The sequence below is a fragment of the Bradyrhizobium sp. genome (assembly GCF_017881085.1).
Lineage (GTDB): Bacteria > Pseudomonadota > Alphaproteobacteria > Rhizobiales > Xanthobacteraceae > Bradyrhizobium.
This window is the reverse complement of record NZ_JADGRI010000102.1, coordinates 1-15,403: the sequence shown is the minus strand read 5'-3', so window position 1 is coordinate 15,403 and position 15,403 is coordinate 1. Positions and strand designations below refer to the sequence as shown.

15 protein-coding genes are annotated in these 15,403 nt (G+C 63.2%); 6 read left to right on the top strand and 9 right to left on the bottom strand.

Annotation, left to right across the window (positions count from 1 at the left end; all coding sequences use genetic code 11):
* The first annotated feature begins 163 nt into the window (after nucleotides 1–163).
* Complete coding sequence (locus QZ213_RS12210) at nucleotides 164–388, top strand: hypothetical protein (RefSeq protein ID WP_291686327.1); 225 nt, start codon at nucleotides 164–166, stop codon at nucleotides 386–388.
* A 153-nt stretch (nucleotides 389–541) separates the two neighbouring features.
* Nucleotides 542–1,621 (top strand): LLM class flavin-dependent oxidoreductase, encoded by a 1,080-nt coding sequence (locus tag QZ213_RS12205; RefSeq protein ID WP_291686326.1) that lies wholly within the window; start codon nucleotides 542–544, stop codon nucleotides 1,619–1,621.
* Between the two features lie 50 nt (nucleotides 1,622–1,671).
* Here the strand turns inward: QZ213_RS12205 and QZ213_RS12200 are convergent, their stop codons facing one another.
* Nucleotides 1,672–4,689, bottom strand: a complete 3,018-nt coding sequence (locus QZ213_RS12200) for an EAL domain-containing protein (protein ID WP_291686325.1) — start codon at nucleotides 4,687–4,689, stop codon at nucleotides 1,672–1,674.
* Between the two features lie 331 nt (nucleotides 4,690–5,020).
* Between QZ213_RS12200 and QZ213_RS12195 the strand changes: the two genes are divergently transcribed.
* Nucleotides 5,021–6,748: a SulP family inorganic anion transporter gene (locus QZ213_RS12195; RefSeq protein WP_291686324.1), complete on the top strand. Its 1,728-nt coding sequence runs from the start codon at nucleotides 5,021–5,023 to the stop codon at nucleotides 6,746–6,748.
* Nucleotides 6,749–6,868: 120 nt separating this feature from the next.
* Entirely contained in the window at nucleotides 6,869–7,153 is a 285-nt protein-coding gene (locus QZ213_RS12190) for a hypothetical protein (protein ID WP_291686323.1), read from the top strand.
* 88 nt (nucleotides 7,154–7,241) lie between these two features.
* On the opposite strand, the gene QZ213_RS12185 is transcribed toward QZ213_RS12190, so the two are convergent.
* The 7 genes from QZ213_RS12185 to QZ213_RS12155 all read right to left on the bottom strand — a co-directional run bounded on the left by QZ213_RS12185 (nucleotide 7,242) and on the right by QZ213_RS12155 (nucleotide 13,869).
* The gene (locus QZ213_RS12185; RefSeq protein ID WP_291686322.1) at nucleotides 7,242–7,646 is read right to left on the bottom strand and encodes a YccF domain-containing protein; all 405 of its coding nucleotides are present in this window, start codon (nucleotides 7,644–7,646) and stop codon (nucleotides 7,242–7,244) included.
* A 120-nt stretch (nucleotides 7,647–7,766) separates the two neighbouring features.
* Nucleotides 7,767–8,837: a branched-chain amino acid ABC transporter permease gene (locus QZ213_RS12180; RefSeq protein ID WP_291686321.1), complete on the bottom strand. Its 1,071-nt coding sequence runs from the start codon at nucleotides 8,835–8,837 to the stop codon at nucleotides 7,767–7,769.
* Nucleotides 8,838–8,847: 10 nt separating this feature from the next.
* Complete coding sequence (locus tag QZ213_RS12175; RefSeq protein WP_291686320.1) at nucleotides 8,848–9,858, bottom strand: branched-chain amino acid ABC transporter permease; 1,011 nt, start codon at nucleotides 9,856–9,858, stop codon at nucleotides 8,848–8,850.
* Nucleotides 9,855–10,577, bottom strand: coding sequence for an ABC transporter ATP-binding protein (locus tag QZ213_RS12170; protein ID WP_291686319.1), 723 nt, complete (start codon nucleotides 10,575–10,577; stop codon nucleotides 9,855–9,857). Before QZ213_RS12170 ends, QZ213_RS12175 begins: the two co-directional genes overlap by 4 nt.
* Entirely contained in the window at nucleotides 10,574–11,341 is a 768-nt protein-coding gene (locus tag QZ213_RS12165) for an ABC transporter ATP-binding protein (RefSeq protein WP_291686328.1), read from the bottom strand. Before QZ213_RS12165 ends, QZ213_RS12170 begins: the two co-directional genes overlap by 4 nt.
* A gap of 160 nt (nucleotides 11,342–11,501) precedes the next feature.
* Nucleotides 11,502–12,686, bottom strand: coding sequence for a substrate-binding domain-containing protein (locus tag QZ213_RS12160; RefSeq protein WP_291686318.1), 1,185 nt, complete (start codon nucleotides 12,684–12,686; stop codon nucleotides 11,502–11,504).
* Between the two features lie 220 nt (nucleotides 12,687–12,906).
* Nucleotides 12,907–13,869: a sensor histidine kinase gene (locus QZ213_RS12155; RefSeq protein ID WP_291686317.1), complete on the bottom strand. Its 963-nt coding sequence runs from the start codon at nucleotides 13,867–13,869 to the stop codon at nucleotides 12,907–12,909.
* Between the two features lie 189 nt (nucleotides 13,870–14,058).
* On the opposite strand from QZ213_RS12155, the gene QZ213_RS12150 reads away from it, so the two are divergent.
* Nucleotides 14,059–14,901, top strand: coding sequence for a glucose 1-dehydrogenase (locus QZ213_RS12150; protein ID WP_291686316.1), 843 nt, complete (start codon nucleotides 14,059–14,061; stop codon nucleotides 14,899–14,901).
* A gap of 15 nt (nucleotides 14,902–14,916) precedes the next feature.
* Nucleotides 14,917–15,162 carry a hypothetical protein gene (locus QZ213_RS12145; protein ID WP_291686315.1) on the top strand — a complete coding sequence of 82 codons (246 nt, stop codon included), beginning with the start codon at nucleotides 14,917–14,919 and terminating at the stop codon, nucleotides 15,160–15,162.
* Nucleotides 15,163–15,178: 16 nt separating this feature from the next.
* Here the strand turns inward: QZ213_RS12145 and QZ213_RS12140 are convergent.
* Nucleotides 15,179–15,403: cytochrome P450 (locus tag QZ213_RS12140; protein WP_291686314.1), on the bottom strand; the 225-nt coding region annotated here is incomplete at its 5' end.

Genomic DNA, 15,403 nt, shown 5'->3' with positions numbered 1-15,403 from the left:
CTTCGGAGGGCAACGCTCTATCCAGCTGAGCTACGGGTGCGTTACCGGTTCATCTAGCCGATTGCCCTGCTTTCGGCAATGTCCAAGGGCTAGATGACTTCCGGCCGGAACCCAGGCAATTGACGCTAATCCCAGGACTTCCAATCCCAAGACCTCCAATTCCATGACCTCCAACATCGAACCACTGGCCCGCGAGATGGCCAAGCGCATCTGTCGCCGCAGCGGCATGCCGGAGGCCGATATTCCGTGCTGGGTCGATCTGCACTGGCCGTGTGCCGCGGCGATGCTGGAGGCGGGCGTCATGGATGAGGGCGGCGAATGGGTCGAAGACAAGGACGTGCGCCTGGGAATGGAGGCCTATCGGGAGCGATTGTCGCGCGCGAAATGAGGCTTGCACGCCCTTTTTCCCTAATTTCCCTCCAATACAACCGTCGGTTAGTTCGCCCCCAGCGACCGGGGCGATTGTTCCGTCCGGCGCAGCCTGTAAACTGGCCCTTGAGGAAAACCGTGCGGCGAAGCCGCCTTCAGGGAGTGATCATTCATGCGTCCGCTGGAATTCGGCTGGTATCTGCCCACGCACGGTGACACCACGGCCTATGGCGTGCCCGAGGCCCAGGTGCCGGGATCGCCCGAATTATGCGACCGCGTCGTGCAGGCCGCCGAGCAGGCGGGCTTTGAGTATTTGCTGATTCCGGTGGGCTCGGTGTGCTGGGAGGCCTGGATCACCGGCGCCTTCATGGCGGCACGTTCGTCGAAGATAAAGCCGCTGATCGCGGCCCGGCCCGGCTACATCAATCCGGTGCTGCTGGCGAAGATGATCTCGACCTTCGACCGGATGTCGGGCGGGCGCATCTGTATCAATCTGATCGCGGGCCAGAACGAAAGCGAAGTCGTGGCTGAGGGCGTGCGTTACGCCAAGGAAGAGCGCTACGCGCTGATGGAAGAGGAAGTCTCGATCCTCAAGGCGCTGTGGACCGCACGCGGACCGGTGCATTTCGAAGGCAAGTTTCACACGATCTCCGGCGCGCATATCCGGCCGCGGCCGCTGCAGCAGCCGTTTCCGAAATTCTATCTCGGCGGCGGCTCGCGGCAGGCTTGGGAAATGTCGGCGAAACATTCCGACGTGCATCTGTTCTGGGGCGATCTGCCGGAGCGGATCGCTTTGAATATCGCCGAGATCAGGGAGATGGCCAGGGCTCATGGCCGCGAAAACACCATCGGCTTCGGCATGCGGCTGCAGGTGATCTGCCGCGAGGAAGAACGCGACGCCTGGGAGGCCGCCGACATCCTGGTGCGCGACGCGACCGAGCGGCAGAAGCAGGAGATGACGACGCTCTACACCAGGTCCGAGGCCAACCGGCGCGTGCAGGAACTCGCCCGCGAGCACGGCGACCTGTTGCTGCCGCATCTATGGACCGGCATCACCAAGGTGCGGCCGGGCGCCGGGATCGCCGTGGTCGGCAACCCCGCGCAATGCGCCGGCACGCTGCAGCAGTTCATCGACGCCGGCTGCCATTCGTTCTGCCTGTCCGGCTATCTGCACGACGCGGAGGCCGAACGCTTCGGCCGTCTGGTGCGACCTATTATTGCGCAGAACAATCGCGGCCGGCTCGCGGCGTGAGTTGCAGGCGGGCCAGGGGCAATAATGGGGAATTGCGGCAGCGACCAAAATCAGGCCACCGCCGCCGTCATCTGCTCGCGGCCGCCGAACAGGCGCCGCACCTCGGGGCCCGGTTTGGCGGCGCTGAACAAATAGCCCTGCATCTCGGTGCAGCCGAGCGCGCGCAGCATTTCCTTCTGCTCCGACGTCTCGACGCCTTCCGCCGTCGTTGTCATGTTGCCGGCGGCGGCGATGTTCACCACCGCCTGCACGATGACGGAGGAGCCGTCGATTTCCGTGATGTCGCTGATGAAACAGCGGTCGATCTTGATCTTGTCGAACGGGAAGCGCTTCAGATAGCTCAGCGAGGAATAGCCGGTGCCGAAATCGTCCAGCGCGATGCGGATGCCGATGGCGCGGAGCTGATGCAGGATGGCGAGCGCGGCCTCGTCGTCGCGGATCAGCACCGCCTCGGTGATTTCCAGCTCCAGCCGGTTCGCGGCCAGGCCGGAAGAGGCGAGCGCGCCGGCGATCTTCAGCGCCAGCGTCGGGCATTTCAGCTGGACCGGCGAGACGTTGACCGAGACCCGGATGTGATCCGGCCAGGTCGCCGCCTCGGCGCAGGCGGTTTGCAGCACCCATTCGCCTAGTTCGACGATCAGGCCGGTGTCTTCCGCGACGGGGATGAAATCGGCCGGCGAGATCATGCCGCGCTCGGGATGACGCCAGCGCAACAGCGCCTCGCAGCCGGTGACCTCGTCGCGCTTGAGATCGACCAGCGGCTGGTAGTGAATCTCGAAGCCACCGTCCGCCAGTGCCTGCCGCAGATCCCGTTCTAGGGTGAGCCGCGCCTTGGCGCGGGCATCCATCGCCGGCTCGAAGAAGCGGTAGGTGCGGCGGCCGTCGGCCTTGGCGCCGTACATCGCCAGATCGGCATTCTTGATCAGCTGATCCAGGTCGGTGCCGTCCTGCGGCGCCATGGCAATGCCGATGCTCGCATCGGTAGTCAGGTGGTGGCCGAGGCATTCATAGGGCTGCCGGATCGCCTCATGAATGCGCGTCACGAATTCCACGACGTCCTGTGGGTCCGCGATGTCGGTCTGGATCACCGCGAATTCGTCGCCGCCCAGCCGCGCGACGTGATCGGTATCCCGGATGCAACTCCTGATCCGGGCGGCCACCGCCTTCAGCAGTTCGTCGCCGACATGATGTCCGAGCGAATCGTTGATGCCCTTGAATTCGTCGACGTCGATATAAAGCAGCGCGAATTGCCTGCCCCGGCTGGTTCGCTGCAGCTCCCGCTCGATCCGTTCGCGGAACAACACGCGGTTCGGCAGGTCGGTCAGCGCGTCATAATGCGCGAGATGGGCGATCTTCTCGTCGGCGAGGCGGCGCTCGGTGACGTCTTCGACGACGTTGATGATGTAGCGTGGCTCGCCGGCCTGATCCCGGATTCCGATGCGCTTCGATGTGATCAGAAGGCTGCCCGATTGCTTGCTTTCAAAGCGGTGATCATCCAGCGTCATGCCGTCGGGGAATTGCAGAGACAGGTCATCGTCCGCCGCGATTCGCTCGGCGATCGGCTTCGGGAACAGGTCGAAGGCGGTCTTGCCGACGACGGTATCGTGCGGCAGACCGAACTGGAGCTCGGCCACCCGGTTGGCCAGCACGTAGCGGCGGTCGCGTACGTCCTTCACGGTAATCTGCGTCGGGATATGATCGATGATCTGGCGCAGGAATGCGGAGTTGCGGTCGCGTTCCTGTTCGAGGTTTCGGCGCTCCGTGATGTCTTCGATGGTGGCGACCCATCCGCCTTGTGCCAGCGGCTTGTTGACGATCTGAAACGAACGTCCGTCGGCGCTTTCCATGACGCTGTAGGTGATTTTTCCCGCCGCGACGTTGCGCAGGATATTCGAACAGAATTCCTCGACATCGCCGTCGAACGATCCGGTTTCTTGGCGATGCCGGATCAGGTCGAAAAAATGACACCCGGGCTTCACGACCTCTGTCGATAGATTGTACATATCGAGATAGCGCTGGTTGGTGGTGACGATCCGTGCGGACGCGTCATACAGCACGAGGCCCTGCGTCATGTTGTTCAGGGCGGTGTCGAGCCGATGCTTCTCCGATTCCAGCCGCTGCTGCGCTTCTCGATTTTGCCGGGTCATCTGCCGGACGATCAGGAACAGAATGAAGGCGATCACCAGCGCGGACAGGGCTGCGGTAGCGACCATGAATCGGGTCTGCGCCCGCCAGTCGGCGAGCGCCGACGATACGGTTGTGGTCGCGACGACTACCATCGGGAAATGGCTTAATCCGGCCGCCGACCCGAGCCGGTCCTGATGGTCGACGGGACTTTTCACGCGCTGGGTCTGTTGACCGCCCTCGGTCAGGACTTTCGTGAGCAGCGGAGCCGCACTGAAGTTCTGGCCGATCATCGGATCGACGTGCGGATGGCGCGCCAGCAGCGTTCCATCACGATGGAACATCGAGATCGCGGCGTCCTTTCCGAGCGTCACCGACGAAAAGAAATCTTCAAACTTCGCCGGGGCGATGGCTCGCGAAACGACACCCAGAAATTCACCATTCGGCCCGAGGACCTTGCGGGCTACGACCGTTCTCACACCTCCGGAAAAGCGGCTGCGAACCAGTTCGATCTGTTGCTCCTCGGGGTTCGATTTGAGGGCTCTGAAATAGGCGCGATCGGCGATGTTGACGGCTGGGACGACGGACACCACCGACGAATTGATCAGGGTGCCCTCTGAATCATAAACGTTGATGCCCGCGATTTCCGAAGGCGCACTGACTTTGGCCTTCATCAACAGGTGCATTTCGGGAGCGGACATATAGCGCTTGAAAGCTTCAGGAGATGCGACGCCCGCCGCCTGTATTTGCGCGATGAGGTCGCTCAGAGGAACTTCAAGATCGCCCAACTGCTGGTCGAAGTGGCGGCTGAGCAGCCGCACGGCGTTTTCGAGCTCGCGCTCGCCGTTGCTGAGCGCGCGCTCGCGGAATTGGCCGATGATCAGCGCCGTGCCGATCGTGATCGCCGTGACCAGGAGAACGCCGGAGAGAATGAGCCAAAGCACCGGGCCCCGCCGAAACGACGCGGGCACGTGATGCGGCGCTGTCGCCGCGGTACCAGATATTCTAGCTTCGGCCGATATGCTGGAATCCAATCGCATTCCCGACTCCCCGGGGAACATGCATACAATGCACAAATGGCATAACCCGTTAGCAAATCAGGTTACCGGGGGCTTAATGGTTTCCCCGGCCTCAAGATATGATGCGCAAAACATCCATTATACCGCGTTGCGGGATGACCTCGGGCCATCGTCCTGGCGCGGTTTTCGATCTCGGAAGCCGGCGTGATAGCGTTGCAATTGATCGCGCGAGAACACGACCTCAGGAGCAAGGGTGATGACGAATAGTTCCGGTTCTCCGGATCCCGGTTTCGCGGGCAAAGCCTGGCCCGTGTTCTGTTCGCTGCAATCCTATTCCCTGCAATTCCTTACCCGCGATCTGTTCGCGGGATTGACGCTCGCCGCGATCGCCATTCCCGAGCAAATGGCGACGGCCCGACTCGGCGGGTTTGCCCCGCAGTTCGGCTTCTTCGCCTTTCTCGCGGGCTCGCTGGCATTCGCCTTGTTCGGAAGCAATCGCTTCCTGTCGTGCGGGGCGGATTCGACCATCACGCCGATCTTTGCCGGAGGCCTCGCGGCGCTGGCCGTCTCCAGCGATCCGCAATACCTGGCGCTGGCGGCAGCGCTGGCCCTGATGGTCGGACTGCTGGTTTTCGCAGCCGGAATTTTCCGTCTGGGCTGGATTGCGGATCTGCTTTCGATACCGGTGACGACAGGCTTTCTCGCCGGCATTTCCGTGCACATCCTGATTTCCCAGCTGCCCGGGATTCTCGGAGTAGCCGCGCCCGGCGGCCCGTTGCCGCAGCGCATTGCGACCCTCGCCGCGCATCTGAACGAGACAAACCTGTTTACGCTCGTGATCGGCATGGGGGTTCTGGCCGTCATCGCTCTATCGGAACGGATCGATGCGCGCATTCCCGGCGCCTTGATCGGCCTTGCGCTGGCGAGCTCGGGCGTCGCGCTGCTCGGGCTCGAGAGTCGCGGCGTCAGCGTTCTCGGTGCGGTCTCCGCCGCGGTGCCGGTGCTTGCGGTGCCGGACCTCTCGGCCGGCCGGTTGTCAGGCCTGGTGTCGCTCAGTCTGATCATCGCGGTCGTGGTGATGGTGCAGACGGCGGCGACGACGCGATCCTTTCCGTCCTCTGCCGATGATCCGCCGGATGTCGATCGCGACTTCGTCGGCGTCGGTGTCGGCAGTGTCCTGTCGGGGCTGATCGGGGCGTTTCCGGTCAATGCCAGCCCGCCGCGCACCGCAGTGGTTCGCGAGACCGGCGGCCGCTCCCAGCTCGCCGGCCTTGCCGCCGCGGCGATCGTGATCGTCCTGCTGGCCTTTGGCGCCTCGCTGCTCGGCCGCATTCCGAACGCCGCGCTCGGCGGCGTGTTGCTGTTCGTCGCCTTGCGCATCGTCCGCGTCAATCAGATCGTCGCGATCTACCGCCAATCATTGGGCGAATTTCTTCTGATCGCCGTGACGGCGGCGGCGATCATCCTGCTCCCGATCGAGCAGGGTGTTGGGATCGGAATCGCGCTCTCGCTGCTGCACGGCATCTGGAGCACGACGCGGGCGCGGCTGGTGGTCTTCGAGCGTGTGCCCGGAAGCTCGGTCTGGTGGCCATCGAGCCCGAATCTGCCCGGCGAGCAGGAGCCCGGAATCATCGTCGCGGGGTTCCAGGCGCCATTGTCCTTTCTCAACGCCTATCATTTCCGGCGCGATGTCCTGGACGCGCTGCAATCCCAGGCACAGGCGGCGCGGCTGCTGGTGCTGGAGGCGACCGGCATTGTCGAGATCGACTTCACGGCGGCGCAGATATTGCGCGAGCTCATTCGCAGGTGTCATGCCGATGGCGTCGATTTCGCCATCGCGCGGCTGGAATCGATCCGGGCGCAGGCGGCGATGGCGCGGTTCGGCATCGACGAGCTGCTCGGTCCCGACCATTCCTTTCGCAGCGTCGAAGAGGCCATTCAGGCGCTCGGCGAAAAGGCCCGGCGGGGAAGTGCCCAAAAATGAACCGCCCGACCGGGATCGCAGGGCTGGACAGAGGGGCCGGGTCATGGTTCCCGTTGCCCGCGAAAGCGGCTATTTGATCGAGGTCAAAGCGGTCCGCGCGGGCTTGGGCATCGTTGGTTCATGGCGTTTTACAGATTTCACGTATGCGATCCCGTTAACCGCATTGATGGCCATGGCCATGATGGGGCGGCGCTGGAAGACGATATCGACGCGATGCTGTTCGCTGCCGGTATCGTTCAAAGGCTGGTCCAGGAGTATCCCTCCGTGCCGAGAAACTGGGCGATCAAGATTCTCCAGGAAGGACGCCAGGTCGGCGTTCTTTCCTTCGAGGCCGGTTTGCAGGTGCTGCTGCGACCGCATTGGGTCTGCGACCAGCCGATCGAAGCCCATGAAGGCTGGCGCTGAGGCAAGGAACCTGCATCGCCCAATCAGCCTCATTCCCTTCTCTTTTGACCGGGCATGATCTTTCCGGAAACCGATTCGGGATCATGCTTTAGGCCGGAACGATTTCCTTGCCGATCGGCCAGAGCGCCAGACCGGCGAGTTTGACATGCGCCCATGCGAAGGGAATGCCGATAATCGTCACCGCAAGCACCACCGCGGTGACCATGTGCGCGAGCGCCAGCCACCAGCCCGCCAGCACCAGCCAAATCAAATTGCCGATCATGCCGAGCGGCCCGGTGCCGATATCGGGCCGGCCGGTCAGGCTGTCGCGGCGCACCGCCTTTTGACCGAACGGCAGCAGCGTATAAGCCGCGATCGTGAACGCGGCCTTCGCCCAGGGCAGGCCGATGATGGTGATGGCCATGATGATGCCGGCGATCACCCAGCCCAGGGCCATGTACAGGCCGCCGAACACGATCCAGAGGACGTTCAGCAAGATCGAAACAGGAGGCATGCGATTTCTTCAGAAGCTGGAGTGATCCGCATCGGCGCGGAATGACTTTGGCGATCCTAGAGCCTTTCCCGTTTCGATTCCATCGAAACGGAACGACGGTGGGCTTTCCCTGCCTCGCCCTCAAGCCGATTTGCGCGGCGGGTTGCGCAACCGTCCGACCACGCCGGTCGGAAAGAAATAGACGCTGGCGATGAACAACAGCCCGAGCCAGAGCAGCCAGCGGTCCGGATGCAACAACCCCGGCAGCAGCGGCAGTCCCGCCTCTGCGGCGGCGTTGGAGGCAGCCCCCATCAGCGCCTGCAGATAGTTCTGCGCCAGGATGAAGATGGTGGCGCCGATGATGGCGCCGTAGATCGTGCCCATGCCGCCGATCACCACCATCAGCAGAATGTCCAGCATGATGGAAAAGCTCAGCGAGGTGTCCGGTCCGGCATAACGCAGCCACAGTGCGTTCAGCATGCCGGCACTCGCCGCGACCAGCGCGGCGATGCAGTTCGCGTAGGTCAGGTGAAACACCGTGCGGAAGCCGAGCGCCTCGGCGCGGAAGCGGTTTTCCCGGATCGCCTGCAGCACGCGGCCGAACGGCGAATTCACCACGCGCAACAGCGCCAGGATCATGGCGGCGGAGGCGATGAAGATGAGGTAATAGGTCAGCACGCGGCCGTTGAGCTCGAAGCCGAGCGTGCCCCTGGAAATCAGCACTGTGCCCGGCCGCAGCAATTCCGGCAGCTGGAAGCTGCGGCCGTCCTCGCCGCCGGTGAGCCACGACAGTTGCGACGCCAGCACCAGGAAGGCGGAGGCCACCGCCAGCGTGATCATCGCGAAGAAGATCGCCTCGACCCGCAGCGAGAACAGGCCGATGGCGAGTGCCAGCAGCATCGCCAGCGGCAGGCCGATCACGACGCCGGTCGCGACCGCCGCCCAGCTCGGTCCCATCGAATACAGCGCGATCGCGATCGCGTAACTGCCGATGCCGTAGAACATGGTGTGCGCGAACGACACCGTGCCGGTGTAGCCGAGCAGGAGGTCGTAGGACGCCACCAGTGCCGCGAAGATGCAGATCTTGGTGGCGACGTTCATCGCTTTCGCGCCAGGAAAGACCAACGGCGTGATCGCCAGGCCTGCGATGACGACGACAAGGATGAGCGTGAGCGCGCGGCTGCGCGGCGGATCGCCGGAAAGGATCATCATCGGCAAACCTTCATCGACTTGTCACCGCATAAAGCCCGCGCGGGCGCCACATCAGGATCGCGACCATCAGCAGGATGTTGGAGACCAGCGCCAGTTTCGGGACCAGGAAGCCGCCATAGTTCGCCACCATCGCGACCAGCAATGCGCCAATAAAACAGCCGCCGATCGAACCGAGGCCGCCGATGATCACCACGATGAAAACCAGCACGGTGAGATCGTTGCCCATCGAGGCGTGCACCTGCTCGCGATAGAGCGCCCACATCACGCCGCCCAGCCCGGCGAGGCCGGAGCCGACCATGAATACGCCGAGGAACAGCCGGCGAATGCGATAGCCGAGCGCCTCCACCATCTCGCGGTTCTCCACGCCGGCGCGGATAAGAAGCCCGATCTTGGTGCGGTTCAGCACTAGTTGGATGCCGCAAAACACGACCAGGCCGACCAGCATCGCCAGCAGGCGGTATTTCGCGATCGCGATGTCGCCGATGATGAAGGAGCCGCGCAGCGAGGTCGGCAGCGGCAGCGGAATGATCTGCGGTCCCCACAGTGCATACAGCGCCTGTTCGGCGACGATCAATCCGCCCGTCGTCATCAGGATCTGCTTCAGATGCTGGCCGTAGACCGGCAGGATCAGCACCCGCTCGACCACGAGACCAAGCGCGCCGGATACCGCCATCGCAAGAAAGGCCGCCGGCGCCAGCACGGCGAGATTGGTCAGCAGCGAATCGGCCTGCACCCAGCTCGCCAGCGGCAGGAGCACCAAGGTCGCGACATAGGCGCCGACCGAAATGAAGGCGCCGTGGCCGAAATTGAGCACGTCCATCAGGCCGAACACCAGCGTCAGCCCGGACGCCATGATGAAGATCATCATGCCCATGGCGAAGCTCGCCACCGTCAGCGTCACCCAGGAGCTGCCCGATCCGATCAGGGGCAGCATGGCAAGTGCGAGGATTACCGGCAGCAGCACCGGCAGGAAATCCCGCTTCGGCTTCGGCAAGGCGGCTATCGCGGCGAGGTCGGTCACTGATGCGCCTCCAGACTCAAACCGAGCAGGCGTTCCTGCAGCGCGACGTCGGCGGCGAGCGCCGCCATTTCGCCGCGATGGACGATCTTGCCGTTGTCCATCACCAGCACCTTGTCGCCGAGCTCGCGCGCAGCGTGGAAATTCTGCTCGACCAGCAAAATGGTGGCGCCGTGGCGCTTGATCTCGGCGAGGCATTCAATTAGCGCCACCACGATCGCCGGCGCCAGACCCTTGGTCGGCTCGTCGATCAGAAGCAGCTTGCGCGGCTCGACGATGGCGCGGGCGATGGAAAGCATCTGCTTCTGCCCGCCGGACAGGCTGCCGGCGCGCGACAGCCAGAAACGGCGCAATGCCGGGAAGAAGCTGAAAATCCACTCTAGCCTGGTATCGTCGAGCGGGCCGTCCCGCGCCGCCAGCACCAGATTTTCCTTCACGGAGAGATCGGAGAATACCGCCATGCTCTCCGGCACATAGCCGACGCCGAGCCGGGCGATATCCGGCGTCGCGCTGTTTTCGATGCGTTGCCCGTCGAGCGAGATCTGGCCGGCGGAGGCCTGCCACAGACCGATGACGGTTCGCAGCGTCGAGGTCTTGCCGGCGCCGTTGCGGCCGAGCAGCATCGTGGTCTGGCCTTCGGGTACGGCGAAATCGACACCCTGCAGAATGTGATAGCGCCCGACATGGGTATGCACGCCGGCGAGGGTGAGAAGGTCGGTCATGCCGCGCTCTTTCCGGGCGCGATGCCGAGATAGGCCTCCTGCACGATCGGCGAGGCGATCACCTCGGCCGGCTTGCCGTCGGCGACGAGCTGGCCGTTGTGCAGGACGATGATCCGGTCGGCCAGCGAGCGCACCACGTCCATCTTGTGCTCGACCAGCAGGATGATCTTGCTGGCATCCTGCTTGAGTTGCGCGATCAGGTTGAGGACGACGGGGACTTCATCGATGCTCATGCCGGCGGTGGGCTCGTCGAACATGAAGACCTTGGGCTCGAGCGCCATCATCAGGGCGACTTCGAGCTTGCGCTGATCGCCATGCGACAGCGCGGTCGCCGCGACATTGCGGCGGCCGCCGAGCGCGACCTTGTCGAGAATGGCGTCGGCGCGCGCGATAAGGTCCTTGCGCGTCATCCACGGCCGCAGCATGTCGTAATGCACGCCGCTTTCGGATTGCACGGCAAGCCGGACGTTCTCTTCGACGCTGAGGTTCGGAAACAGATTGGTGAGCTGGAAGGCGCGGCCGAGACCGGCGCGGGTGCGCAGCGGCGCGGAAAGCTGGGTCATGTCCTGGCCGTCGAACAGGATGCTGCCCTCGCTCGGGCGCAACTGTCCGGAGATGAGGTTGAAATAGGTGGTCTTGCCGGCCCCATTGGGGCCGACAATGGCGGTCAGCTCGCCCGGCCGAAAAATGCAGCTGACGCGATTGACCGCGACATGGCCGCCGAAGCGGATGGTCAGGTCGCGGGTTTCGAGAGTGTGGGTCATGCGGGCGTCATCGGAAGGTTTGTCATCTGGCCTCACCAGCGTCACCGTACACTCCGGCGTCATGCGCGGACTTGATCCGCGCATCCATCCTCTTCCAAAAATGCATTTATTTGGAAGAAGAGACGGATTGCCGGGTCAAGCCCGGCAATGACGATCGCAATTACCGCTTGTTGCGGATCGGGATGTTCATGTCCTCGATCTTCAGTTCACGTACCGGCTCCAGCACGGCCCAGGCGACATTCGGATCGACCTTGACCTTGAAGTGATACATGCTCTGCAGCGCCTGATGGTCTTCCTTGCGGAACATCATCTTGCCCTTGGGGGTATCGAACTCCATGCCTTCCATGGCGCTGATCAGCTTTTCGGTGTCGGTGGATTTCGCCTTGGTGACCGCTGCGACCACGGCCATCGCGGCGGAGAATCCGCCGGCGGTGAAGAAATCCGGCGGTGCGTTGAAGCGTTTCTGATGTTCGGCGACCAGCCAGTCGTTCACCGGGTTCTTCGGAATGTCGTAGTAGTAATAAGTCGCGCCTTCCATGCCGGGCAGCTGTTTGTAAGCGGCCAGCGCCGGCAGGATGTTGCCGCCGGTCGAAAGCTCGATGCCGTAGCGCTTCGGATCCATATCCTGCAGGCCGGCCAGCGGATTGCTGGCGCCTGCCCAGATCACCCAGATGATCTTGCGTCCCGGCTTGTCCTTCAACGCGTCGAACAGGCGCTGGCCGGCTGCGGTGAAGTCGGTCGTGGTGGTCGGGACATATTCCTCGGCAGCGAGCGTCGCGCCGGTTTTGGCCAGCGCTTCCTTGAACGCAGCGACGCCGTCACGGCCGAATGCATAATCCTGCGCCAGCGTCGCGATGGTGACGCCGGACTTGCCGATCGCCACCGCGTTCGAGATCGCGTCCTGCGACGAATTGCGCCCGGTGCGGAAAATGTAGCGGTTCCATTTTTCGCCGGTAATCTGGTCCGCGACTGCCGGTTCGACGATCAGGATCTTCTTGTTCTCCTCGGCCACAGGAAGGTCCGCTAGCGCTGCGGCCGACGACGACGTGCCGATGGCGATGTCGACCTTGTCGTCCTGATAGGCCTCGGCAAGCGCCGCCTTGGACAGATCCGGCTTGCTCTGGTCGTCCTTGGTGATGATGACGGTCTTGCGCCCGTCCAGCGTCATGGTGCCCTTGGTGGCGTATTCCAGCCCCATGCGCAGGCCGGTTTCGGTCTGCTTGGCGTAAGCCTCCAGCGGGCCGGTCTTGCCGTAGATCAGGGCAATCTTCAGATCGTCGGCGCGCGCGGCAGCGCTCCCGATCAGGCCGAGTGTAGCGGCCGCCAGAATGAATGGTAAACGCACGGCAATTCCTCCTTGTTGTAAATTCACGTTAGCACAGCGATTTGCACAGCTGGACGAACATTGCAATTCGATGTTTCGGGCCCGGACAAACGGTCCTTGGGCTGGCGGCTCACCCGCCATGAAACACCGTCGAAGCAAGTGCCCGAACCAGTGCCCGATTGAATCAATCCCACGTCGGAATAATGCAGCGGCGATAGCGAGTGCCGCGCGCCTAGGCCGGTCAGGCCTCGGGGATGCGGCATTGCATGGTGCAATGAATCCCGGTTCTCAGAAAGGCGATCTCGGTCTTGCCGTCGAACGGCCTGAGCGCCGATTTCAGGAGTTTGGTGCCAAAGCCGGCTTGTCCGATGGTTTCGATCGAGGGACCTTCGGTTTCGTCCCAGCTGATTGTGAGCCGGTCGTCCGACACCGACCACGACACCTGCAACAGTCCGCGCGGCGAGGAAAACGCGCCATATTTTCCGGCATTGGTGGCGAGCTCGTGGAATATCAATGCCAGGCTCACCGCCAGTTTGGCAGGCAGAAACAAGGGATTGCCGTTCAGGGTAAACCGGACGTGGTCGTAAGGTCCGAGTTCCAAGAGCAGAAGATCCTTGATGTCGCAACCGCTGCCGTCGACCCGTGCGATCAGGTCGTCGGTCGCCGACAGCGCCCGTATGCGCTGATCGATGCTGGCCCAGACCTTTGGCTGGTCGTGCAGCACCTGGTGCAGGACCGCGTGAATGGTCGACAATTTGTTCTTCAGCCGGTGCTGAAGCTCGTCGACCACGAGCTTCCGGTACACCTCTTCCTCGATCAGGCGTCTTGCGATTTGCCGCTGCTGCGATGCGATCGACCGGTAGTGTTCGATGCCCCATATCGTGATGGCGCAAACCGTGAGGTAGATGATCAGAAGCACGAATCTCGCGGAATCGGCCGGCGCGTCGTTGAATTGGACGCTGACGCCGAGCGCGCCCCCGACCAGCGCCGTCACGATTCCGACCCGGAAGCCGCCGAACGCGGCGGCAAAGAATACGGCGGGAAAATAGGGAGTGAAGAAGACGTCCGGCCGCATCAGGGCAAGAGCCCATCGCGCCGCGGTCGCCAAAGCGAGGCAGCACGCCGCAAATCCGATGCTGAAAAGCGGCGAAGGCCGCGACGTTCCTTGCCAGCCTTGCCGGAATTCTTCGATCAATTTCGCCATGAGTCACATTACATCGGCCGGTCGGCAAATCCAAAACCAGGCCGGGGCCTGGTACGGACTACGCGGTCTGCGCCGACAAGGAGAATTCGGAGGCTATTGAATTCATTTGTTTGGGAAAGCAAGCTCGGCTTGCCTTGTTCCATCAGGCCGGGGATATTTTGAACCCAACCATTAGAAGGGGAGAACGACATGGGACGGTTAAGCGGCAAGGTCGCGGTCATCACCGGCGCGACCAGCGGCATCGGTCTGCGTACCGCGGAAATCTTCGTCGCGGAGGGCGCGAAGATCGTCATCGCCGGACGCCGCGTGCCGGAGGGCGAGGCGCTGGCCAAAAAGCTCGGCGCGGCCTGCATCTTCCGCCGCACCGATGTCACGGTCGAGGACGACATGCGCGCGCTGATCGGCGAGGCGGTCGAAAAATTCGGCCGCCTCGATTGCATGTTCAACAACGCCGGCGGCCCGGCGCAGACCGGCGGCATCGAAGGCCTCGATGTTCAGCGCTTCGACGCCGCGATGGCGACATTACTGCGCAGCGTGATGCTCGGAATGAAGCATGCCGCGCCCCATATGCGCCGTCAGGGAAGCGGCAGCATCATCAACAACGGCAGCATCGCCGGCAGGCTCGCCGGCTATTCCACCTCGCTGGTCTATGGTGCGGCCAAGGCCGCCGTCATCCACCTCACCAAATGCGTGGCGATGGAGCTCGGTGAAGCCGGCATCCGCGTCAACTCGATTTCGCCGGGCTTGATTGCCACCGGCATTTTCGGCAAGGCGCTCGGTTTTTCGATCGAGGAGGCAGAGAAGACCCCCGATTTGACGCGCGAGATCTACAAGAACGCGCAGCCGATCCCCCGCGCCGGGCTGCCGGAGGATATCGCCTATGCCGCGGTTTTTCTCGCCAGCGACGAATCCGGCTTCATCAACGGCCACGATCTGTTGATCGACGGCGCCATTACCGGCGGCCGCAACTGGACCCAGCAGCAGCAGGGTTACGTCGCACTGCGCAAGGCGTTCGATCAGGGCGCGGGTTAATCAAAGGAGTCATCAATGTCCGAACTCTTTGGCGTGGGGTCGATTGGCCGGGCTCAGGCCCGGGCGCTCCATGCAGCCGCTATCGGCGGACCAGCCTGTGCATTGCTGATCGGGAAGTTGCTGCCGATCGCCATGGACACGCTCTCGACGGTTGTCGCGCCGCCGGTCGCGGTTCGCGATCTCGGCCGGCTTCCGATTCGCGGTCGCGCCGACGGTATCGACGTCGTCGGCATCGACGCGCCGGCGGCTGCGGCCGCTTGATCCCGGCCTGATCCGCTCAGGCAACCGGTTGCAGCGTCACGCGCAATCCGTCGCGTGGCTTCGGGATCGGCCACATCTGCCATTCCGGCGTGTAGCCCGGCTCCAGCGAGACCTCGAGATTCTGCAGGAAATGCCGCGCGAAGCATTTCGCCTGCATATAGGCGAAGTGCAGCCCGAGGCACATATGCGCGCCGCCGCCGAACGGCACCCAGGCGAAGCGATGGCGGTTGCGCTGCGCCTC

Excerpts from the sequence above, each read along its gene's own strand:
- QZ213_RS12210 (WP_291686327.1), top strand. The coding sequence starts at position 164 with ATGACCTCCAACATCGAACCACTGGCCCGCGAGATGGCCAAGCGCATC.
- QZ213_RS12205 (WP_291686326.1), top strand. The coding sequence starts at position 542 with ATGCGTCCGCTGGAATTCGGCTGGTATCTGCCCACGCACGGTGACACC.
- QZ213_RS12195 (WP_291686324.1), top strand. The coding sequence starts at position 5,021 with ATGACGAATAGTTCCGGTTCTCCGGATCCCGGTTTCGCGGGCAAAGCC.
- QZ213_RS12190 (WP_291686323.1), top strand. The coding sequence starts at position 6,869 with ATGGCGTTTTACAGATTTCACGTATGCGATCCCGTTAACCGCATTGAT.
- QZ213_RS12185 (WP_291686322.1), bottom strand. The coding sequence starts at position 7,646 with ATGCCTCCTGTTTCGATCTTGCTGAACGTCCTCTGGATCGTGTTCGGC.
- QZ213_RS12180 (WP_291686321.1), bottom strand. The coding sequence starts at position 8,837 with ATGATGATCCTTTCCGGCGATCCGCCGCGCAGCCGCGCGCTCACGCTC.
- QZ213_RS12170 (WP_291686319.1), bottom strand. The coding sequence starts at position 10,577 with ATGACCGACCTTCTCACCCTCGCCGGCGTGCATACCCATGTCGGGCGC.
- QZ213_RS12165 (WP_291686328.1), bottom strand. The coding sequence starts at position 11,341 with ATGACCCACACTCTCGAAACCCGCGACCTGACCATCCGCTTCGGCGGC.
- QZ213_RS12155 (WP_291686317.1), bottom strand. The coding sequence starts at position 13,869 with ATGGCGAAATTGATCGAAGAATTCCGGCAAGGCTGGCAAGGAACGTCG.
- QZ213_RS12150 (WP_291686316.1), top strand. The coding sequence starts at position 14,059 with ATGGGACGGTTAAGCGGCAAGGTCGCGGTCATCACCGGCGCGACCAGC.
- QZ213_RS12145 (WP_291686315.1), top strand. The coding sequence starts at position 14,917 with ATGTCCGAACTCTTTGGCGTGGGGTCGATTGGCCGGGCTCAGGCCCGG.